Genomic DNA, 23,236 nt, shown 5'->3' on the forward strand with positions numbered 1-23,236 from the left:
TTCATTCCCTCCCTTACAAAGACGATAACTCCGGACGGAAAAAGCATTTCAATGCGTCATAGACATTTCCTTTTTCCTTTAAGACATAATAGCGAAACTTCGGGTCGTCTATCTTTTTAAACGTATTCATCAATGTCGAATAGCGGCTATAGGCATTGACTTCTCCATATCCGAACATATTGGAAACTTCCATAATCTGGTTAACTAGTTCAATACATTTTGCATTATCAGAAGAAATATTTTCACCGTCTGAGAAATGGAAAGGGTAAATATTATAACTAGAAGGATTATATTTTTGTTCAATTAATTCCAACGCTTTTAGATACGCTGAAGAACATCTTGTGCCACCACTTTCCCCTTTATGAAAGAAGTCATGTTCCGAAACGACTTTCGCTTCTGTATGATGGGCGATAAACTCGATTTCTACTGTTGAATATTTGGAGCGTAAAAATTTCGTCATCCAGAAAAAGAAACTTCTTGCAATATACTTTTCAAATGTGCCCATGGAACCACTCGTATCCATCATCGCAAGGACAACCGCTTTCGACTCAGGTTTTGTCACATCATCCCATGTTTTAAATCGTAAATCGTCATTATGAATTGGCGTAATTGACGGTTTCCCTTTCATCGCATTCCTTTTGATTGCCGTTAAAATCGTTTGTTTTTTATCAATGTTACCAATTAGACCTTTTTTACGAATATCATTAAACTCAACTTTTTCAATGACGATTTCAGCTTGTTCTTTCCGCTTTAAATTTGGTAATTCAAGCTCTTTAAATAATGCTTCCTCAACTTCCGCCAAAGAAACTTCCGCTTCATAATAGTCTTCACCCGGCTGTTCCCCAGGTTTACTTCCTTTTCCAGCGCCGCCTTTTCCTTGCTCCCCGTCCCTTGCGACGACATCTCCTACTTCGCTATCCCCATCTCCTTGTCCGACATGCTTTGAATTGTCAGCATTGTATCTGATTTTGTACTCATCTAACGAACGTATTGGAATTTTAATAACATCTTTTCCATCTGACATAATAATGCTTTCTTCACTGATTAAATCAGGCAAATTATTCCGAATGGCATCTTTCACTTTATCTAAATGGCGTTGTTGGTCTTGATACCCTTTACGGTGCAGGGACCAATTTTCTTGCGAGATAATAAACTGTTCATTTTGTTTTTCATTCAATTTTATCCCTACTTTAATAATAATGTACTATAGTATATGCTTGTGCTTCGCTATATGAGAGAAAAAACAAGACCAACTACCAAAAGTCGTCTTGTTTTTTCCGTTAAGCTTCCTTATCGATTTAGTAAACTTCCAACATAACGCAAAAGTTCATTGGCAGAAGTTGAATTATAGCCATACTCATCTATTAACCTTGCAACGACTTCATTGATTTTCTTTAATTGCGCTTCATCTGGCATTGCGGAAGACGTTGTAATTTTCACGACATCCTTCAAATCACCAAACAATTTCTTCTGAATCGCCTCTTGTAAACGATCGTGGGAACGGAAGTCAAAGCGCTTTCCTTTTCGTGCAAACGCGGAAATTCGAATGAGAATTTCTTCTCTAAAGGCTTTTTTGGCATTTTCGGAAATACCGATTTGTTCTTCAATTGAACGCATTAATTTCTCATCTGGGTTCATTTCCTCGTCCGTTAATGGATCTCGGATTTTATGTTTATTACAAAACGCTTCCACATTATCGAGATAATTGTCCATTAATGTTTTCGCTGATTCTTCGTACGAATAAACAAATGCCTTTTGTACTTCTTTTTTCGCAATTTCATCAAACTCACGTCTTGCAATTGAAATGTAATTCATATACTTCTCTTTATCTTCTTTTGAAATCGAAGCATGTCGGTCCAATCCATCTTTAATTGCACGTAAAACATCCAGCGCATTAATTGAAGGGACTTCTTTCCGTATAATTGCGGAAGATATCCGGTTTATGACATATCGTGGGTCAATCCCTTCCATACCTTCATTTGGAAACTCATTTCGGAGTTCGTCAACGCTTATTTGATTAACCCCTTCAACACTTTCTCCGTCGTACATCCGCATTTTCTTAACGATATCAATGCCTTGTTTTTTCGAGTCAGATAACCTCGTTAACACTGAGAAAATCGCTGCGACACGAAGGGCATGAGGTGCAATATGAACGTGCGACATATCACTTTCTTTGATCATTTTTTCGTAAATCCGCTCTTCTTCAGTCACTTTTAGATTGTAAGGAATTGGCATAACAATAATTCTCGAATGGAGCGCTTCATTCTTTTTATTCGCTATAAATGAACGATACTCCGTTTCGTTTGTATGCGCGATAATAAGTTCATCAGCGCTAATTAACGCAAATCTTCCTGCCTTAAAATTCCCTTCTTGCGTCAATGACAATAAATGCCATAAAAATTTCTCATCCAACTTCAAGATTTCTTGGAACTCCATAATGCCGCGGTTCGCTTTATTAAACTCCCCATCAAAACGATACGCACGTGGATCTGATTCTGAACCGTACTCGGCAATCGTTGAAAAGTCGATACTTCCCGTTAAATCTGCAATATCTTGTGATTTTGGATCAGACGGGGTAAATGTTCCAATACCGACACGCTTATCTTCTGAGAAGAATATCCTTTCCACTTGGACATCTTCAATTCGTCCGCCGTATTCTTGTTCGAGTCGCATCGTATTGAGTGGCGTTAAACTTCCTTCAATTCGAATGCCATACTCTTTAAAGAAATCCTCTCGTAAATGATGCGGGATGAGATGCAGTGGATCTTCATGCATCGGACAACCTTTAATTGCATATACCGCACCCTCGTCAGTTTTCGAATAAGCCTCTAATCCACGTTTCAACATTGTCGCAATCGTCGACTTACCACCACTAACTGGTCCCATTAACAATAAGATTCTTTTTCGCACATCAAGTCTTTTGGCAGCGGGATGAAAATACTCTTCTACTAACTTTTCAATTGATTTTTCTAGCCCAAATATCTCGTCATCAAAAAAGTGGTACGTCCTATTCCCATTTTTCTCTGTAATTCCAGCGCTTTTAATCATATTATAGACACGGGAATGTGACGTTTGTGCAACTTCTTTTCTTTCTCTCACAATGTCCAAGTATTCTGCAAAAGTACCTTCCCATTTTAAACTGTCTTCTTCTTCTCTAAATCGCTTCACTTCATTTAAAATATCCATCTTATCCCCTCCAATTAGGGCAAGGTTTCTATATCTTATGCCCGAGCTCTCCGTATCATGCCGAAAGAATTTATACTTTACGACACAAAATATAGCCGATAGCAATAGAGCATGCCCCCTTCCCTCTTACTAAATAAATATATTTCAAATTGCGTTCATATGATAAAGCACGAGTCACAGTATAAAAGTTTGCAACATTCTTCGAAAACTTCGCAACACTTTAATTAAAGGTCACAACGTTATAATGAAGTGTTTTTTAAAAAAAAGGGGGGGATAGGATGGAAGCAACTTGGTGGTCAATTGTTCCGCCACTGCTAGCGATTACCTGTGCCATCATCACTCGGGAAGTTTTATTATCCTTATTACTCGGGGTGCTCAGTGGTGCACTTATCTTGGCGAATTTTTCAATTGCCGGGGGACTAAGTGATTCGTTCCAAACAATCTTCGTGCAAGTGGCTGATCCAGAGTGGACCGTACCAATCCTTATTTTTGTATTCATGTTGGGGGGAATTACAGCTCTTTTTGGAAAGTCAGGGGCTACAGAACAGTTTGGAAAGTGGGCGATGTCCAAAGTAAAAACACGTGTTGGTGCGCAGTTTGTGACGATGTTAACAGGTTATGCAATTTTCATCGATGATTATTTTAATAGTTTAGCAGTTGGCCAAATTGCACGGCCAATTACAGATGAACACGGTGTATCGAGGTCAAAATTAGCTTATTTAATTGACTCGACAGGTGCGCCGATTTGTGTGCTCATCCCTCTATCTAGTTGGGGCGCTTATGTGTTTTCTTTACTTGCGGAGCCGATTAAAACATACGGGCTTGGCCATAGTCCAGTGTCCGCCTTTTTTAGTGTTGTGCCCGCTAATTATTATGCCATTTCTTCTTTATTCATTGTCTTTTTAGTGATTTGGATGCGTGTCGATTTTCCATTAATGAGGAAGCATGAGCAGCAGGCAGTTGATAGAAGACACGGCGACAAAAAATTAATGACTGAACATGTACAAATTTCTTTTTCACAAGCATTAGATTTGCTCATTCCTATTTTTGTATTAATCGTTGCAACAATTGGATTTTTTCTTCATACCGGTGGCTATTTTAAAGGTGGAAATAGTTTAATGGAGGCTTCTGGAGAAGGAAATATTACATTAGCACTCGTTTATGGTGTTGTCGTAGCTGTCATAGTGTCAGCACTGCTTTATGTTCCCCGTAAAAAATTGAAAGCGAAGGAATTTATTTCAACGTTTACAAAAGGAATGGAAAATATGCTTGGAGGCGCACTGATTCTCGTACTTGCTTGGTCAATCGGAGATATTGTTGGGCGCCTTGAGACAGGTCACTTTTTAGCATCTCTCGTCGATGGCAATGTGGCTTTTTGGGTAATTCCTAGTATTTTGTTTGTACTTGGTTGTTTGATGTCATTCGCAACCGGAACATCTTGGGGAACTTTTGCCATTATGATTCCAATTGCAGCAACCATTGTTGGTTCAACAAATCCCGAATGGATATTGCCAGCAATAGGCGCTGTTATGGCCGGCGCTGTTTTCGGTGACCATTGTTCGCCCATTTCCGATTCTACGATTTTATCGGCCATAGGTGCTGAATGTGAATTAATGGACCATGTTTCTACTCAGATTCCATATGCACTCACAGCAGCTCTTACTTCTCTCATTGGCTATATCGTATTCGGTTTAACGTCACTCGTTTGGCTCGGCTTAGCAGTAAACCTACTAGCTTTAATTGGTATTTTATTGTTAATGAAACAAAGAATGCTCCCCGTAATAGAAGCCACTGATTGAAAAAAGAGTGCCCAATTCCATGTTGGGCACTCTTTTAGATTTCTTTTCAGCCAACCAATCGATAAATTGAAAACCTTTCTCTCGCATTAATCTCAGATAATCTCGGCATTTTCACTTCTTTAAATAGAGTAAATGGCGTTTTCATTTCTAGGTAATCAATATATTCTTCTGCCGGATAGTAAAGAATCATATCAACCGTTCGATTGTTTGCTTCGACAGATTGTAGAATACGGTGAATCACTTTTATAAAGATTGGCAAGGAGAAAGGATTGAACAAAAAGAAACAACTGTCATTGTCCGCAACTCGATAGCTTTCCGCATATTCATGTTCAATTCGAATTGGCTTGCTTACTTTCTTCTTTTTCTGTAGATAAGTTGCTTCGTTTAATAAAGCTTCACGATATAATTGGACATTCATTTCAATGCCGACAACAGGCACTTGAAATCGATGATGAACGTAAAATAAAACACGCCCTTTGCCGCATCCGAAGTCAACAAATGCACCTGCTTGATTGACTGTGTATGCTTTGAATAATTCATCCAACATCCAATAAGGCGTGGCTTCGTAATGATGGTAATGTGCAGATTGATCAATCCGCTCGCCGACACTCCTCGTTTGGATATGGAGTAAACGATCTCTTTCCTTTTCATTCATGAACTTCTCTCCATCCTAACTATTTAATCCATATATTTACAATCAAGTCGAACATATCTGTATCGATTGTTCAATCGACTTTGACTTTGGTCTTCAATCCTACCTTCTTCATCTCTAACCCTCTGATTACACTCTTCAATTGTGCTGGATCGTGTGAGACAATAAAAGCTTTTCGAAACTGCTCATAATATTCATTTTCATGTGCTTTAGGTGATAGAATGATCAACTTCCGCGCTAATTTCTCTTCATATAGCTCAAATACTTTCGCTTTACGCGTATCGTCTAATGCACTGTCAAACTCATCTAGTACGATAAAACCTGCTTGATTTTCAAGGTTTTGCAGGAGCGATAACGCAAATAACAACGAGCTTAAGGATTCTTCTCCGCCTGAAACACCTTTTCCAACTCGGCCTCCCCGAGCTTTCAAACTTACATCTACTAGCTTTCCACGATGTCCTTCTTTTCTTACGTGGATAAACAATTTAAATATCGGACGTCCTTGCTTGTCCATCAGCTTTTCATATTTTATTTGTCCTTCAAACTGGAACATGCCCATATATTCCCCAAACAGCAAGTTTAACCTTTGAACTTGCATCGCAATTGCCGTTTCCAAACGTTGTTCATTTAGCACGGCGCGTTCTTCATTTTCTTCTAATAAGTTTTTGGCGGATTGTAATTCATCTTGTTTACGCGCAACTTCCGCTTCCAACGTGAAATAGTTTTCAACCGCATTCGGATCGATATTCTTTTCATTTAGCGCATTATGAAATTCAACCTTTGCTTGGTTTTGTCGATGTTGTAAGTCGAATTTAGAGTCAGTGCTCTCCTCATCAGCGATTGCGCGATCGACCAAATCAGGAATTAATAAACGTAACTCGTCTAATTCCGTTTTATAACCCATTCCTATGTTCGATATTGCAATCCGCTCGTTTTCTTTTTCGTTAATTTGTTCAGTAATCTGACCTTTGACTCTTTCTGCTTGGTCCAATTTATCCCCCAAACTTTCGATATCCCGCTGATTTTCTCGTGATTTTCCATGGATGTCATCCAATTGATCTTGAATTGAATTCTCGGTCCGCTTTAACGAAGAGATTTCCTGCCTTATCGTTTTACTTTCCTGTTCTAAGCGTTGCAAACGGTCAATTTTGTCCGCTTGTTGCCCGAATTGTTCATAAACCGATAAGTCTGCTTCACGAGCTTTTATTTCTTCTCTCTCTTCATACGCTTGTTTCCAAACGTCTTGCGCTTCTTTCTCGAACTCCCTTTTACTGTGCTGCAGCAACGTTAAATGCTCCGTTAATTTCTCTCGTTGCTCAAGACGATATTGTTGCTCCACTCTTTTGGATAATAATGCTTCAGCTTCCTCCACTTTATGAACGTCTGCATTCCATAAGCGATATTTTTCATTATCCTCGTCGATTTTTTCAGTCAGTACATCGATTTCCTTCGTAATTTCTTCTATCTTACGCTCAAGTACACTTCTTCTTTCATCTAAAGCTTTTTCACTTAAAATATACGTATCTCTTTCCTCTGGTCCGCGACTCCCACGCGAATCAATTAACAAACCATTTTGTAGAAAAGGTGCTTCTTCTGAAAAAAATTGCTCAATCCACCAAAGAACACGGGCTGCATCATTTTGCTCATTGGTAGACAACCCCTCTTGCATCGTTAGCCCATATTGCGGCAACGATGTAATCGAACGTGTAGGAATTAATTTCTTAAGTGAGACGTGGTATAAATCATTGAAAGGCTGGCAAGTAGATGCATCGTAAAATATTGAATGTTTTATTGCATCATATAAACGCTCTTTCTCTATCGACTGATTGTCCATCAATTTTACAAAATGACGTAATGTGTACGCTTGAATACCTTGTCGTTTCAAATAGCGTATCGCTGCGTGCTGTCTAGGTGATTCGATTTGATTTCGCTGCAACATCATGAATTCTTCCTTGTATTTCTGAAGGCGTCCTCTTAACTCGTCTCGTAGTGCTCTATCGGTTTGTAAGGAAGCTTCCAATTCCGCAATGCGGTTATTTAACTGATAACTGGAAGTATATCGTCCAAGAAGTTCGATAGCGCCTTCACTTTGCTTTTCCCATTGGTCGATGTCCGCTTGGATATTCGATTGCTCCTGTCGAGTAGTTTCCATTTCTTCTTCACAACGCTGAATACGGTCTCGGATTGTTTGCTCATTTTCTTGTAAAATGACGACTTGTTTTGTCGCGGTTTCCCATCTTTGCTTTGTTTCCTGTTCAGAAAATGGCAATTTGACATACGCCTCTTGTAGTTCACTTAATACTTCCTGTAGTGCATCTACTTCCAAAACAACTTCAGCTAACTTATAATCTTTCTTAGTTAAGTCGTTTGCCACTGTAACAAGTTCTTCTTCAGACGTTTTTTGGTTCTGCAATAAAACCACTTGCTTTTCTTTCGCTGCTTCCAACTGATTAACAATCAGTTTTTCCTTTTCGGCCAGATCCTCTAATTCAATGCGACGTTCCTCAATATATCTTTCCATTTCTAAACGTGCCTTTTCTGCGTTTCGCTTCAATTCATTCGTCGTCAATGCATACTGATAGCCATTTTCTTCAAGCCGACGTTTATTATCTTCAAAACGTTCTTTATGGTCCCTTGCTACATTCAGTTCAAATTCATACCCTTTTTGTTTAATTGTCGCATCGTTAAAAGCTTCTCTCGCGTCTTTAACGACTTCTAAACTTGTTTCCCAATCTTTTTGAATGCTGTCAATCCGGTGCATTTCACTAAAAATGCGAAATCGCTCTTCTGGAGCCATGACCGAGAACTGATTGACTTCTTGCTGATACCAGATTAAATAATACAAATCTGGATGGATTTTATATTTATACTGTAGTTCTCTCCGGTACGCGGTGAAGTTATTTTTATTCGCATCTCCTGAACGATACGTTTGGCGCAATGCCAGTTCCTCTACTTCATCGCCATCGTAAATTTCATATTGTAATTTTATCGGTTGCTTCGGGAGTTGTTCACAAATTAATCGAAATTCAATATAAAGTGGCGCATCGATACGGGATGCACCTTCATTTTTATATAAAAAGTGAATGGTTGCCCGCCAAGTTTCATCTTCCGGTAGATTTTGAGATTTCAATCCTTCAATATCGACCTTACTTGAGCGTAATACAGCGCCCATACAAAATGAAATAGTAGATTTTCCAGCACCATTCGGACCGGTAATTAAAATATGCTCATCTGCATTTCCTAAATTCATCTCTGTTGGCCCGTAGTCTCGAATGCCTGAAATCCGTAAGCGTTTAGGGATCAAATTAACCCCTCCCGCTCATACAAATTGTACCGATTAAAAAACTTCATCACGTCTTCCTTTGATAATTGATTGGAATGGCTAAACTCCACCATTCTGCGCAAAAACGAATCAGAAAACATGTGAACACCGATTGCTGTTAATCGATACGCATCTTCTTTATCCGATAACTGTTGATTTTCAAGGGCACCGATTTTCCTTAATGTATCGATTGCGAGTTGAATACGTCGACTGCCTTTCATGACTTCATGCCCGAACGCTTCCAGTAATTGAGTTAATAATGTGTATTCATGTTTTAACACCTCTTGCTGATAAAACATAAACAATAAGACAGCGAGTGCTTCTGAAGATAACGTATGGCGGGCAGAACGAGCAGGAACACGCAGCATGACAACGACTTGGTCACGCCCTTCGTCATAAATGAGTCGATAATACCTACCGACCGCTTGATTGACTCGCGAGAGGAAAGAATGAAAATAATTATCTTCACGGGAAACGCCTAGTAATTTTTCCACTTCTTTACGAGGCAATCCAAAATTATTCGCTCGAATGGTCGCACTGGAGGAAAATAAAATCGACATAAATGCTTGTTCTTCTCGTGTCGTGAGGACACTTCGTAACGTTTGTAAACGATTTAAGGACAAGTCATCATGTTCTTCTTCGTATGCTTGATTTTCTGTCGTCATCTTGAATCCACTCCCATTCTTTATCAAATTCTTTTACATGTTGCTTCGGCTGTACTTGGACTTTTTTATTCGCTTCAAGCGCTGCGACGCCTAATAATTGGCGAATGGCATCGCTCCATGACACCGAACTCGTTTCAATAATTGTTTCTTCTATATCCGCTTCCTGTTTTTGCTCTAAATATCGTTCAATCTTTTCTGTGTCAATGCTCGCTTTCGTTAACAACCAACTTGCTTCATCCATAAGATTTTCTAACGAATCCGCCTCGATATTTTCCTGGTAGAATGTTGGTTGAATCACCTCTTCAATATCCGCAACGGCTGGCTCATAGTTTTCTAGAAAATCAATCCCTTTTTCAATTTCTGTATACGATAACGGACTCGCATATTTTACGGGGATCCAAATGCCATCCAATTGTTCTCCGTCATATTGTCCTTGGTCCATAAAACTGAATAACTGGTGGGCGTTAGGGATTTCTGATTCTGGAGGCGGATTAAACATTTTCGTAATAAATAAACGTACCTTTTCCGGTGAAATGGCTGTTTGAAGTGGCGTTTGCTGCACGTTCATAAATTGGAGGTATTTATTAATCATCCCAATCGAAAGGCTTGTCCCTTCATTTAGCGCGCCTGTTCCAATTTGCATTAAATTACTTAAAACAAGACTATCTTCAATCGTTTCAAATTGCTTTAGCCGCTCATCTAATTTCTCTGCTAAATCTTCCATTAACGTATGAATTAACTCTAGCTGTGGAAATGCATTCCGGTCTGCCAGCAATTCTAGTTCCCGCTCTCTTAACTTTTCTATTGCGTCTTTTACATTCCGAATCATACTCGCAATTCGATTTCCACCAGAAATCCCTTTATCATCATACGCTTCACTAATTTCAGCATCTCGTCTCGCCTGAAATAATGAGCGCCCGATTTCATCTTCCAAATAATAAGCGAGGGAATCATTTGCCAGTCTTGTTAATGCATCCATCATCCGCTTTCCGACACTCATCATTTTAATTTGATGCGTTTGCTTACTTACCCAATTATTTTTCACTAAGATTTTTACAATTTGCGTTATACGCTCTTTCGTTGGCGGTTCTACGTCTTCATAACGCGCTACATAACGATAATAAAGCATTTCAGCATCATCAATTTGTTCGGTCAACCCAAATGATTCTTCATGAATCAACTCAATAATTCGTAGAAAACGGAGCATTTCCAGTGGCGAATCGAATACTGCTTCTGATGAGAGATCCTTCATAACGCCGGCTAAAGAAATAATGTCACGCATTGCCCTCGTCAACTCGGGCTGATGCTGGGCAGTTTTAAATATGGAAACTACAGACTTATCCATTTCCTCCAATGTTCCTCTCCCCCTAACGTCATTTCCTGTTCTGCATGCGGCACTGTCTGTGACCAATCAACAAACGCTTCATAGGTCGCAAAAAGATTTCCCTCATTTCCGATAATTCTAAAAGGAAGCTTGCCAATTAAATTGACCAAGTCTCTAGCAATCACATCTCCGGCCTTATCATAATCAACCCAAATCAGTACCTTTTGAATGGATCCGTTACCGCAAAGTTGCTGAATCATTTTTCGGTGTGCTCCTTTAATCTGGCCATCTACACCTATAATGATAGACTGAGTATCTTCTAAAAATGGAACCTCCATTGCCATTCGAGTTAACACCGCACGGTTTTCAACCAACCATAAAATGCGCGCGTCCGTGCGAAAATCTTCCTCGGCAACCGCAATATCTGTTGTCGCATGCAAAGTTCCAATACGATACTTTGAATAATTCCCCAATACAGGACCTGTGAAATAAATAGGAACAATTGACCCAACACTGATAATCCCTAACGTCTGTATGGGCGCCCCAAGCCATTTTTCTAATCGATGAATAAAAACATCACGATAACGATCGAACTCTTTAGATCCGCCGATTTTTTGATAATACGTTGCGCCAATTTCCTTGTATTCCATACGTTCTTGTCGTCTTCTCAGTCGCAAATAAGCCATTAAGAAGTGAGTGAACTTCCGAACTCTCTCTTTCCCCCACGATTCACTATCGCTCTTTTCAGTCGTAAACTGCTTAAGCTGTTGGACAAAATGCATTGGTAAATCTTTTTCTGACTTTCTAATTTCCGCTTGCAACATTTCCTTCAAGCTGTCATCCGCTCTCAATTGTTCTTCTGCTTTTAATTTTTGATAGATAAACAATCCGGGACCCATACGGTACTGTGTAGACAGTGGTGTTCTTCCATCTTTCTTAAACCGTACTTCTTGAATTAACCAGCCTTCTCAAGCGCTTCTTCCTTCTTACTTTCAGATAAAGATAGTGATTCCCGACGCGAGTTCGGTTTCAAGTTCATTATAGTCACTTCATCATTTGGTGTGATCTCATACGCATTAGCAGCGAAAACATTGCCCAACGTTTTAAAAGTACGTACTGTCCACTTTTGAATTTCCCACTCATCATCACTGATTTGTACGACGGACTCTCCTGCTTTACATATGTACATTTCTAAAAACGCTTTCGTCGTTAGCATGACAATCACCCCAGTTCTTTTCTACTCTCTTTCTTTCATTATAAAGGATATATGCTTCAGGTAACAGTCACCCAAGCATTTCAGATTGAGCCATGTTTTTGTGGGTACTATTTTAAGCAGAGGCTTTCTCTTCTTGAATAGTTAGGTATTCCATTTTTAATAATGTCAAATAAACTATGTTGATTTCCGTTTCGAGCGGACGCGTTCCGTGGGGCGGGAGGTGAGCCTCCTCGTCGCTTCGCTCCTGCGGGGTCTCACCTGTCCCGCTAAATCCCACTGGAGTCGCCGCTCTACACTCCAATCAACAGAAATTCCTTAGATATAATTTTTATAAACGCATCTAACACACGAATCTTGTTTATAAATACTTCGTTAACTCAATATCCCTGGTGTCCTTTTAATTCTTGATAAACAGGCTTTCAAGTTGTCTAAAATCTGTCGACTTTAATGAAAAGAACAGGTCTCCTTTGTCCTTGAATTAAGAGCAGGTCAATCTAGCTCCGTTAAAAGCTGGGTGAACGCGTCTGAATAAGTTTGTTGAAGCGCTCTAAAAAAACCTGTTTCAATCTCTAACCATATAGGTAAATTCATGTCATATTTAGTCATGTGGTTTCTCTCCTGTAGTGTTTGTGTGCAAACTTCACTATACAAGTAGACAGCCTATTTTTTATACATCGAATTCAAAACTATTCCATGTGGGTACCAATTAATCGGAGTGGAAATCGGCGACTCCAGCGGGAACAGCTGGGGAAAAGGTAGTTCACTTTTCCCTGGCCGAAGACCCTAGACTGAGCGAAGCGAAAGCCGTTACGAAGAACGGCTTTTGCGACCAAAAAGCGAAGCGTTTTAGAGCACGGATATAATACTCTGTATAATTTTTTAAAGAACAAAAAATTATACAAATCGCACTCTTCGTTGTGCGATTGGCTGAGGCCGTGCCCGCGGAAAGCGTCCGATTGGAACGGAGATTAATTGTATTATGGCTTTTCTTTTTCCCCCCAAGCATTCACGAATGTTCAATCCTGGAATCCTAGGCACCTTTACAAAACCTTTACAGTACCTTTATACTTCCTCAACAATCTAGCTCTACAATAAAGGTATGTTACAAAAAACGAGCGGAGGATTTTTATGACATTATTAATTGACCGAAAAGAAGATAGACAATTTGGTGTTATGGAAAATAAAAGCTGGCGTAAACCCGTATATGAGACACACGGCCTTAATCTTTGGTATGGAACAACGCATGCGTTAAAAAATATAGATCTTTCGATCAATGAAAAAGAAGTCACTGCAATCATTGGACCTTCTGGATGCGGTAAATCAACTTACTTAAAGACACTGAATCGAATGGTTGAAATGGTGCCTAACGTGCACATTTCAGGTAACCTTTCATTTAAAGGAGAAAACATTTTGGATAAATCGATGCCAGTTGAACTACTTCGTTCGAAAGTCGGCATGGTATTCCAAAAACCAAATCCATTCCCAAAATCAATTTTTGAAAATGTCGCATTTGGGCCCAAAATTCACGGCATCCGTAATAAAGCGATGCTCGAAAAAATTGTTCAAGAAAGTTTAGAAAAAGCGGCCCTTTGGGATGAAGTAAAAGACCGACTTCATACGAGTGCATATGGCTTATCTGGCGGTCAACAACAACGACTTTGTATCGCACGTTGCCTAGCAGTAGACCCTGAAGTCATCTTGATGGATGAACCGACCTCAGCACTTGATCCAGTGTCAACACTTAAAGTGGAAGAATTAATTGATTCCATTAAAAATGATGTCACGATTGCCATTGTCACGCATAACATGCAACAAGCCGCGAGAATATCTGACCGAACAGCATTTTTCTTAAACGGCGACGTTATCGAATGTGATGCAACATCCAAAATCTTTAACAACCCTTCGGACAAACTGACAGAAGACTATATTAATGGCCGTTTCGGCTAATGACTACTCCCATGATTAAATGAGCATCTGCACAAGCTCATTTAATCATGGGATTTTATTTACTTTATTTGGTTCTTTTACAATTTATTTACACTATTCATATACTCGCTTAACAATCAGTCACTATACTAGCAATTAGATAGAGGTTAAAACACTTCTTTCTAATAATAGAGTAATTTGGGGAGGACAATTGAAATGAAGTTCAGAAAGTATCTCTTATTGCTAGTCATTGCTGCAATCACGATGATTGTCGCAGCATGCGGAACAGAAAAAAACCAGAGCGAAAACAGTAACGCAACAGAGTTAGAAGGCAGCGTCGTCATTGATGGATCAGGAACAGTTTATCCTTTAATGGCCAAAATTGCTGAAGAATATATGATAAACGAACAAGAAAATGTTTCAGTTGAAGTAAGCCGTGCTGGTACAAGCGCAGGATTCAAAAAATTCCTAGTAGAAAACGGAACAGACTTTAATGATGCATCTCGTCAAATTAAAGACGAAGAAGCTGCAGAAGCTGATGCACTTGGAATCGAAGTTAAAGAACTAAAAGTGGCACTGGACGGATTAACTTTTGTCATTAACAAAGAAAATGATTGGGCAAAAGAATTAACGCCTGAACAACTTATTGCTATTTTCAAAGCGGATGGCGGCGTAAAGAAATGGTCGGATATTAATCCTGAATGGCCCGATGAAGATATTAAGCCAATGGGACCGAATGAAAACCACGGAACTTATGAATTCTTCTACGAAAATGTGTTAGAAAAACAAGACTTAGCAGATACAGTAAACTTACAACAAGATTATTCAACACTTGTCAACTTAGTTGCTGAAGATAAAAACGGAATTGCCTTCTTTGGATTTGGTTACTATGTAAACAACACAGATAAATTACAAGCTGTCCATGTTGACTTTGGTAACGGACCGGTTGAACCATCACTTGACACAATCGCAGAAGACGGTGATTACGCAGATTTTACTCGCCCAGTTTTCACATATTTAAATGTCAATCATGCAGCTGATAAACCACAAGTACTGGACTATGCGGTTTACTTAATGAACAACGTTAACAATTTTGCTGGTGAAACAGGTTTTGCACCCATTCCTGAAGCTGAGGTTGAAGAAAATATAGAGTTCTTAAATGGTTTAACAAAATAATTGGTACAAAATAGAGAAGATGAGGTCATCAAGCCTTCATCTTCTTTAAACCTTATAGAAGGAGTGCACTACAATATGCACATCAATCATGATATTACCGAAAACAGCGAGAAAAGTATTCGAGAATTAATTGAACAAAAACGTCAACAACGTAATTTCAAAGAAATGTTTGAGAAATCCATTCCAACCTTTCTTTTTCTAATAGCGAGCATATCCATTCTTACAACAATCGGGATTATTTACACGTTATTATCCGAAACAATCGAATTTTTCAAGCGTGTACCAATGACAGATTTTTTCACAGGAACCGTATTGAAGCCATTGAGTCAAACACCAGAGTTCGGTGTTCTTCCCCTCATTATGGGGACGCTGACTTCTTCAGTCATTGCCATGTTGGTCGCGGCCCCAATTGGATTGATGTCTGCCATTTATTTAAGTCAATACGCTTCAGATAAAGTAAGGAAAATTTTCAAGCCGTTATTAGAACTTCTTGCGGGAATTCCTACAATCGTTTATGGGTTCTTCGCATTTACTTTTGTTACACCGTTACTACGTCAATTTATTCCAGGGCTCGAAGCGACAAATATTTTAAGCCCTGGGATTGTGATGGGTGTCATGATTATTCCAATGATTGCTTCCCTCTCTGAAGATGCGATGAGTTCTGTGCATAACGCAATGCGTGAAGGTGCTTTAGGATTAGGTGCAACGAAATTAGAAGTAACGAGAAAAGTTGTGATTCCCGCGGCTTTATCAGGCATTATCGCTTCCTTTGTCCTTGGCATCTCACGTGCAATCGGTGAAACGATGATTGTAACAATCGCCAGTGGAAGTACAAAAAACTTCACGTTTGATATTACGCAGTCTATGCAAACAATGACGGCTTATATTGTGGAAGTAACGGGTGGCGATGCAGCGACAGGATCAACAATTTACTACAGTCTTTATGCAGTTGCGATGACACTCTTTGTTTTCACACTGCTTATGAATCTGTTAGCTAGAAGGATTTCTCGTAAATTTAGGGAGGAATATTAACTGTGAATCAACAAATTCAAGATAAAATGGTCAGAAGAACAAAATTTCGTTTAGTACTAGACAATCTTTCAAAGTATATTTTCCTTCTTGCAACACTTTTTGGGCTTCTTGTCCTTTCTGTACTCATCTATCGCGTCGTCGTTGATGGAATTGGTTGGTTGAATTTTGATTTTCTCACAGGTAAATTATCGACTCAACCTGAACGAGCAGGAATTATGGGAGCCATTTTAGGTACATTTTGGCTCATGCTCGTCGTCACCCCAGTCACAATGTTTTTAGGTGTCGGAACAGCAATCTATTTGGAACTGTACGCCAAAAAAGGAAGAGTACAATCTTTTATTGAAACAAATATATCAAACTTGGCAGGTGTCCCTTCAATTGTGTACGGAATTTTAGGATTAACGGTTTTTGCTCGTGCAATGAACCTTGGTAATATTGCTTTAGCAGGCGGATTAACCATGTCATTGTTAATTCTTCCAATTGTGATCGTCGCAAGTCAAGAGGCGCTACGTGCTGTGCCTAGTCCCTTAAGTGAAGCTTCTTATGGAATGGGTGCAACGAAATGGCAAACGATAAAGAGCGTCATCCTGCCTGTTGCATTGCCTAGCATATTGACTGGTGCAATCTTATCGCTTTCACGAGCGATTGGCGAAACCGCGCCACTCGTCGTCATTGGGATTCCAGCTTTATTAATTCCTTTCCCTGGAAGTATTTTTGATAAGTTTACCGTACTTCCAATGCAGATTTACTATTGGACGCTAGATTCATCTCTGACGGCAGAATACGCAAACTTAGCGGCGGCAACGATTATTGTCTTGTTACTTTGCCTGCTCGTCTTGAATTCTACTGCGATTATCATTAGAAATAAATTCCAAAAACAATTTTGATGGAATTACACCTAACCATTCAGTTCAACCAGGCCTGCTAAAAAACTCAGCCGCTTTTAAAAATGGCTGAGTTTTTTATATTATTTCCTATCTTCATCTGTCGGCTCGTCGCTACCACAGTAACGCTTATACGGCAGGACATTCCACGTTCGGTATGCTAGATGATGATCATCAAGCGCTGCAGGGATATCTTCCAAAATCTTTTTAGCGACTTCAAGTTCACGTTTCGCTTCTTCTTTATCTTGATACATGAATTCATCTGACGCAATCTCTGGCGCTTGTGCCACTTTTTCTTCTAAGTCTTGAATGACCATTTGCTGTTGTTTGTGTAAAGATTCCCGCGCAGATGAGATCCATTCCGGCTGCAACCCTCGATTCACATCCCCGACTCTACTAAACTCTTCAAAAATCTCTTGATAGATACGATCCGCATTTGCTCGCACGTCTAAGTTGACCGTCTCTAAATCAATGTTCGTCAACTCTTCAACTGTGAGAGGAACTGGACGTTTTCGCCCCCCAAGGCTCGTTCTTTCCAAATAGAAAGGGAACATACTTTTGATTGTTTTACCGACTGGCGATACGGAATTGCCTTCCTCATCTAGTCCTTTAGGTTGGACGCCTTGCATCGCGATGCGTGCCGACTCAGGACGGACAATTTCCTTTGGTGGCATAATGCCGTGACGAAGCATTTCACGAATACCTGTCCCAGAAATATTAATCCGATACTGATTGTCATGGGGACAAGACTGCTCCGTGGCCGATGCATCACAACGTGTACAATAAAACACTTCATGGAACAATCGAACGTCTATCCCTAATTCTGCTGGATCAAACTCATCAAAAATAGTATGACTCGCATACTTGTCATAATACTCGCCAATTCCCGCGTGGTCTCGCCCGATAAGTGCATGCGTGCATCCATAGTTTTTCATAATTAATGCATGTAAAACCGTTTCTCGAGGTCCTGCAAAAATATAAGTCACCCTTAAAGGCGCTAGTATCGACCTTCCCTGTGGATAATACGTCTCTAGCACACTTCTATAGGAAAGCATACGAAATTCATGACGTGTATACTCACGCTTTGCCATTTCTACTAATGGTTGTAACAATAAACCATCTATCTCTTCTAACGCATTTTTATGAATATACTCATGCCCGCGGTGTAGCGGATTTGCCCCAGTAATAAAACCCGCTGCCGAACGAAACTTTTTCTCTTCATAAAATTCGCGCCACGTATCTTTCGGTTCCAATCGAAGCTTTTCGAATGGTCCCCAATCGACACGACGTAATAACTTTATCGGTCCCCCAAGTGCCGTATCCCCCATACGCCTATAAATTGCATCCACGCCCGGATGGTTTCTATCCGTCGTGCCAAATAAATGTGAGGCACGAAATTCTTTATCATAATCAAAAATATCATCCAATTTCAGAATGGCAATGGCTTGCCCCTGTTCATCCACAAGTGATACTTCATCCCCTACAGACAATGTTTTAACAATCTTTTCATTACGCTTGCCAATAGGTGCAAAGCTTAGTGGAACCGGCCATACGAGCCCATTGTCCAATCGCCCTTTCATGAGCACGGACTTATAATCGACTTCATTCATAAATCCTTCATTCGGCGATAAAACCCCTGTTGCAATCATCTCAACTGTAATAACTGCTTCCATATCAATCATAATTTTAGGCAACTGCTCCGCCCTGAGCAATTCCGCTTCAAGTTCTTTACCCTTTACTATTTTATCAACCAATTTTCCTCCATGCGGCTGTTGCGGATAATTCTTAAAGTTCATCTTCTCTTGAATTGTAGTTTGTTGTGTCATCATTTTCCCCCTTGTCGATGTTCGACGTCCCTTTTTTAACAACACCAAAAACAAATCAAACGATATGGAGCTACTGCTTTCATCATTCAAAAAAATGGTCTCTAGCCATTACTTCGAATAGTAATATATATATTACTACAACCAGACCAAATATTCAAAATGTTTTCTATATAATAAATTCATTTATTTTTCACCGATAAAAGACTGTTTAGCTACCAGTTTTCACTGGCTAACGCTAAACAGTCTTTTATCATCATAAACCAACCCATCACCTTAAATAAAACAACCCACCATTAATAATATCTATTTTTATTTTCGGCTCGTACTGCTGTTCAAGTGCTTCTTTTTCTACTTCATAACTGTCAGGTTTCACCTCTACCCCTTCATAAAAATGGTCCAACACTCTTTGTTCCCTTACCCATCTTTTTTTCGCTTCTTCTGCCCAGGAATGATCATCTTGCTGTATAAATCTTTCGACGACATCATTTAACCTGTCTAACGCACGTAACGGTTTTATCGTGTACGGCAATGTAAATGTATTTTCTGGTGGACGATTCCTTAACTCCTTATCACGTAATACCTCATGAAAATCTTCAATTCGTTGTCCAGTCATTAAATTAATCCCTAACGAATACAGCATTTCTTTCGTTCGGTTGTAGCAATACGATACTTTATAATTTACCCCTAACCATGGCGTTAATATCGCTTCACGGTTACCGAAGCCCTCCTCATACAACTGTACAAACGCCCCCATCTCTTTCGTCGTTTGAAATAATTGACTAAGTCTGGGAGAACCAAAATGAACAACTTCTCCAAAAATATTATCTGCAATTTTATTTTTATCTGTAATTAATGTCAACTGAGCCGGCTGCGGTTCACCGCCTGTACTCTCTATATAATGCCAGTAAAATGGACGATTCATAATCTTTTTATCCATATCAACCGTCAATTGAACAATCATATAATGGTCGTTTTCTGTCAATATGGGACAACCAGTCTCTGTAAAAAAATGTCGTAAATAATCGTGAATCTGATGGGGATACATTGATATCCTCCTTTCCATAATCGCTAGGAAGTTTTTGATTTAGGATTTTGCTGCTCATTCACGAAGGATAAAATATCATCTAACTCACCCACTACTTTTTCAAACACTCCAATTTTCTTATAAAGCAGATCGAGAATATGATCCTCAATTGTATCTTGGATTGCTAAATTATAAATATGAACGTCATTTTCTTGTCCAATTCTGTGCACACGACCTATCCTTTGTTCCAGTTTCATTGGATTCCAAGGTAAGTCATAGTTAATAACATGGCTACAGAACTGCAAGTTAATCCCTTCGCTTCCAGACTCTGTTGCAATTAACACTTGCGCTTTATCACGGAATAATTGCTTTGCCCAATCGCGTTTATTTTTGTTGAACCTTCCATTAAAATGTACACTTACAATCCCTTTTGAATATAAGTAATGTTGTAAATAGGTTTGACTTGCCTCATATTCAGTAAAAATAATGACTTTATCGTTTACTTTTGAAATAATATCAAAGACTTTTTCAGCTTTTGAATTGATTTGAAGCTGCATGATTTTTTGGATGAGAGCATCTACATGTGAAATTTCCTCTTGTTTTGTACATTTTTGTTTCATTTTAGTTAAGGTCAAACAGAGAGCTTCCTTACTACTGCACATTTCCCGCTGTAACGTAATCATTGAAAAAGCAGCCGAAAAAACAGGAGATAGATCTTTCAATAATTTTATTTCGTTATATACTTCTTTTTCTTCATTCGTAAACTGAATCGGGATAATTTGAACTTGACGATTTGTCCATTCTATTCCAGTATCTTCTCGTCGATTTCTGACCATAACTTGATTCACGAGCTCTTTTAAAAATTCATCATGTTCCACATCGTGTTTACTTGCGGAAAATGCAGATTGAAATGCCTCATAATTCCCTAAGTGTCCAGGTTTCAATAAAGAAATGAGATGAAATAACTCAAACACGTTATTTTGGATAGGTGTAGCCGTTAGTAATAAACAAAACTTCTTCTTAAGGTTTTGTACGAACTCATAGTTTTTAGTTTTATGGTTCTTTAATTTATGCGCCTCGTCGATAATAATTAAATCATAATCTTGCGCGTAAATATTTTCCTTATGAGGACTTCTTTTAGCCATATCTATACTCATCACAACAATTTGACATTGGCTTAAATCATAGTTTTTCCGATATTGAATGGCGGGAATATGAAATTTTTGACTGAGCTCATCAATCCACTGATTTACCAAAGAAGCCGGGGCTAAAATAAGGGCTTTTTTCACGAGTCCTCTAATTAAGTATTCTTTTAAAATTAACCCTGCCTCAATGGTTTTACCAAGCCCAACTTCATCAGCAAGAATTGCCTTCCCATTCATTCTTTCGATAACCGTTTCCGCTACTTTCAGTTGATGGGCTAACGGTGTAAGATTCGGCAAATATTTTGGAGATTGAAGTCCATTGAAATCAGTAATCAAATTCGCTTTGGCAATATCATAACTCATTTTATATAATGTCCAATTATCCCAAGGTGCTCGATTTTCCAACCGTTCAATAAATCCTTCTTTCCACTCATCCGATCTTTCAATTTTCAAAGCCATCACCTCACATAACCTTAAGTTATCCAAAAAAAAGAATCCTATGTTAAATGAATGGCATGGAAATTGTCACAACACTTAGCACTACCTATGACTCATCTCTAAAGAGTAAAAAACTCCCTAGCCAACAACGGCTAGAGAGTTTTAAAAAGATAAAATAATCATGTCAATCTACAGCAATATCTGTTTTGATTTTATGTTTTTTATTCGAATTACCTTTGATCAAGAACATAACGACTAGAATAATCATTAAAGGAATCGCAACAATAAAGGATACGTTTAAGTCTAAATTGAAACCAATCTTTTCGGATAATATATAAACGAGAACCATGTAAGAGATAAATAATGCTGGTATGAGTGAAACAAAATAATTTTTTCCTTTGACAAATAAATACATTGTCGCAATCCAAAGTGCAATGGCAGCCGTTGCTTGGTTCGCCGATGAGAAATATCTCCACAAAATATTGAAGTCAATTTGTGTCAACAAAGCGGAGATTGCAAATAATGGAATCGCAATCGCTAAACGTTTTGCAACGCGTTTTTGATCAATCTTTAAATAATCTGCAATTATCGAGCGTGCTGCACGAAATGCGGTATCCCCTGAAGTGATTGGAAGGACAATCGCACCAAGTACAGCAATTGTTCCGCCGACAGCACCTAGTAATGTCATCGACACTTCATTCACAACCGCTGAAGGTGTTCCTGTATTAATGAATTCGCTTAACGTTTGACCATCTAATAAACTCATCGCCGCTGCTGCCCAAATCATGGCAATTACAGCCTCTGCAATCATCATGCCATAAAAAACATAACGTCCTTCTGATTCTTTCTTCACCGTTCTAGAAATGATCGGTGACTGTGTTGCGTGGAAGCCAGACAATGCCCCGCACGTAATCGTGAAGAATAAAATTGGAAATACTGGTAAATTTGCAGGATGCATATTTTCTAATGTTAACTCTGGAATCTTGTAGTCAGAGAATAATAGACTAACGCCAACACCCAATGATCCAAGTAGAAGAACAGCACCAAAAATTGGATAAAAACGGCCAATAATTTTATCAATTGGTAAAATCGTTGATAAGAAATAATAAATAAAAATGACAGTGATTAATATCCAAATTGCTACTTTTCCATTCAGTAAAATGGCTAATAAGGATGCTGGTGTTGTGACAAATACGGTTCCAACTAACAGTAAAAGTAACAACGCAAAAATATTTACAACATGCTTACTGACAGCTCCTAAAAACCTGCCAGCAAGTTCAGGTATATGAGCGCCTCTATTACGAATAGAAATCATTCCGGTTAAGTAGTCGTGTACAGCACCTGCAAAAATTGACCCTAGAACAATCCATATAAACGCTACCGGGCCAAACAAAGCCCCCATAATCGGCCCAAAAATGGGTCCTGTTCCTGCAATATTTAATAATTGAATTAAAGCATTTTTATGCTTATTCATCGGTACATAATCGACACCATCACTATTTTCATAGGCCGGTGTTTTACGCGAATCGGTCGGTCCGAATATTTTCTCTATAAATTTCCCATAAACTAAATAGCCAAGTATTAATAAAGCAATAGCTACTATAAATGTAATCATGTTTTT

17 protein-coding genes are annotated in these 23,236 nt (G+C 39.0%); 5 read left to right on the forward strand and 12 right to left on the reverse strand.

What is annotated here, in order from left to right:
• Window positions 1–13 precede the first annotated feature (13 nt).
• Both yhbH and AB1H92_RS13400 read right to left on the reverse strand, forming a co-directional pair.
• Entirely contained in the window at window positions 14–1,177 is a 1,164-nt protein-coding gene (gene yhbH / locus AB1H92_RS13395) for a sporulation protein YhbH (protein ID WP_115363049.1), read from the reverse strand.
• 113 nt (window positions 1,178–1,290) lie between these two features.
• Window positions 1,291–3,186 (reverse strand): PrkA family serine protein kinase, encoded by a 1,896-nt coding sequence (locus AB1H92_RS13400; RefSeq protein ID WP_115363051.1) that lies wholly within the window; start codon window positions 3,184–3,186, stop codon window positions 1,291–1,293.
• A 278-nt stretch (window positions 3,187–3,464) separates the two neighbouring features.
• On the opposite strand from AB1H92_RS13400, the gene AB1H92_RS13405 reads away from it, so the two are divergent.
• Complete coding sequence (locus AB1H92_RS13405) at window positions 3,465–4,985, forward strand: Na+/H+ antiporter NhaC family protein (protein ID WP_115363053.1); 1,521 nt, start codon at window positions 3,465–3,467, stop codon at window positions 4,983–4,985.
• Window positions 4,986–5,031: 46 nt separating this feature from the next.
• On the opposite strand, the gene AB1H92_RS13410 is transcribed toward AB1H92_RS13405, so the two are convergent.
• The 6 genes from AB1H92_RS13410 to AB1H92_RS13435 all read right to left on the reverse strand — a co-directional run bounded on the left by AB1H92_RS13410 (window position 5,032) and on the right by AB1H92_RS13435 (window position 12,164).
• Window positions 5,032–5,640, reverse strand: coding sequence for a class I SAM-dependent methyltransferase (locus AB1H92_RS13410; RefSeq protein ID WP_115363055.1), 609 nt, complete (start codon window positions 5,638–5,640; stop codon window positions 5,032–5,034).
• Window positions 5,641–5,710: 70 nt separating this feature from the next.
• Window positions 5,711–8,941, reverse strand: coding sequence for a chromosome segregation protein SMC (locus AB1H92_RS13415; RefSeq protein WP_115363057.1), 3,231 nt, complete (start codon window positions 8,939–8,941; stop codon window positions 5,711–5,713).
• Window positions 8,938–9,624, reverse strand: coding sequence for a hypothetical protein (locus tag AB1H92_RS13420; RefSeq protein WP_115363059.1), 687 nt, complete (start codon window positions 9,622–9,624; stop codon window positions 8,938–8,940). Before AB1H92_RS13420 ends, AB1H92_RS13415 begins: the two co-directional genes overlap by 4 nt.
• Window positions 9,587–10,969, reverse strand: coding sequence for a hypothetical protein (locus AB1H92_RS13425; protein WP_166739588.1), 1,383 nt, complete (start codon window positions 10,967–10,969; stop codon window positions 9,587–9,589). The genes AB1H92_RS13420 and AB1H92_RS13425 overlap by 38 nt, the downstream gene beginning before the upstream one ends.
• Window positions 10,954–11,835 (reverse strand): DUF2399 domain-containing protein, encoded by an 882-nt coding sequence (locus tag AB1H92_RS13430; RefSeq protein ID WP_166739455.1) that lies wholly within the window; start codon window positions 11,833–11,835, stop codon window positions 10,954–10,956. Before AB1H92_RS13430 ends, AB1H92_RS13425 begins: the two co-directional genes overlap by 16 nt.
• Before the next feature lie 68 nt (window positions 11,836–11,903).
• On the reverse strand, window positions 11,904–12,164 hold the full coding sequence (locus AB1H92_RS13435; RefSeq protein WP_115363065.1) for a hypothetical protein: 261 nt from the start codon (window positions 12,162–12,164) through the stop codon (window positions 11,904–11,906).
• A 1,173-nt stretch (window positions 12,165–13,337) separates the two neighbouring features.
• On the opposite strand from AB1H92_RS13435, the gene pstB reads away from it, so the two are divergent.
• From pstB to pstA, 4 genes are all read left to right on the forward strand, one after another.
• The gene (gene pstB / locus AB1H92_RS13440; RefSeq protein WP_243835858.1) at window positions 13,338–14,111 is read left to right on the forward strand and encodes a phosphate ABC transporter ATP-binding protein PstB; all 774 of its coding nucleotides are present in this window, start codon (window positions 13,338–13,340) and stop codon (window positions 14,109–14,111) included.
• A 195-nt stretch (window positions 14,112–14,306) separates the two neighbouring features.
• Window positions 14,307–15,266 (forward strand): PstS family phosphate ABC transporter substrate-binding protein, encoded by a 960-nt coding sequence (locus AB1H92_RS13445; protein WP_115363071.1) that lies wholly within the window; start codon window positions 14,307–14,309, stop codon window positions 15,264–15,266.
• 75 nt (window positions 15,267–15,341) lie between these two features.
• The gene (gene pstC / locus AB1H92_RS13450) at window positions 15,342–16,298 is read left to right on the forward strand and encodes a phosphate ABC transporter permease subunit PstC (RefSeq protein ID WP_115363073.1); all 957 of its coding nucleotides are present in this window, start codon (window positions 15,342–15,344) and stop codon (window positions 16,296–16,298) included.
• 26 nt (window positions 16,299–16,324) lie between these two features.
• A complete protein-coding gene (pstA, locus tag AB1H92_RS13455; RefSeq protein ID WP_115364163.1) occupies window positions 16,325–17,185 on the forward strand; it encodes a phosphate ABC transporter permease PstA in 861 nt (286 codons plus the stop codon).
• A gap of 80 nt (window positions 17,186–17,265) precedes the next feature.
• Here the strand turns inward: pstA and AB1H92_RS13460 are convergent, their stop codons facing one another.
• The 4 genes from AB1H92_RS13460 to AB1H92_RS13475 all read right to left on the reverse strand — a co-directional run bounded on the left by AB1H92_RS13460 (window position 17,266) and on the right by AB1H92_RS13475 (window position 23,230).
• Window positions 17,266–19,008 carry a sulfate adenylyltransferase gene (locus tag AB1H92_RS13460; protein WP_115363075.1) on the reverse strand — a complete coding sequence of 581 codons (1,743 nt, stop codon included), beginning with the start codon at window positions 19,006–19,008 and terminating at the stop codon, window positions 17,266–17,268.
• A gap of 268 nt (window positions 19,009–19,276) precedes the next feature.
• Complete coding sequence (locus AB1H92_RS13465) at window positions 19,277–20,053, reverse strand: YqhG family protein (RefSeq protein ID WP_115363077.1); 777 nt, start codon at window positions 20,051–20,053, stop codon at window positions 19,277–19,279.
• Between the two features lie 23 nt (window positions 20,054–20,076).
• The gene (locus AB1H92_RS13470; RefSeq protein ID WP_115364164.1) at window positions 20,077–21,636 is read right to left on the reverse strand and encodes a DEAD/DEAH box helicase; all 1,560 of its coding nucleotides are present in this window, start codon (window positions 21,634–21,636) and stop codon (window positions 20,077–20,079) included.
• Between the two features lie 163 nt (window positions 21,637–21,799).
• A complete protein-coding gene (locus AB1H92_RS13475) occupies window positions 21,800–23,230 on the reverse strand; it encodes a carbon starvation protein A (protein WP_115363079.1) in 1,431 nt (476 codons plus the stop codon).
• Between the last annotated feature and the right edge of the window lie 6 nt (window positions 23,231–23,236).

It is taken from the genome of Sporosarcina pasteurii (assembly GCF_041295575.1).
GTDB lineage: Bacteria > Bacillota > Bacilli > Bacillales_A > Planococcaceae > Sporosarcina > Sporosarcina pasteurii.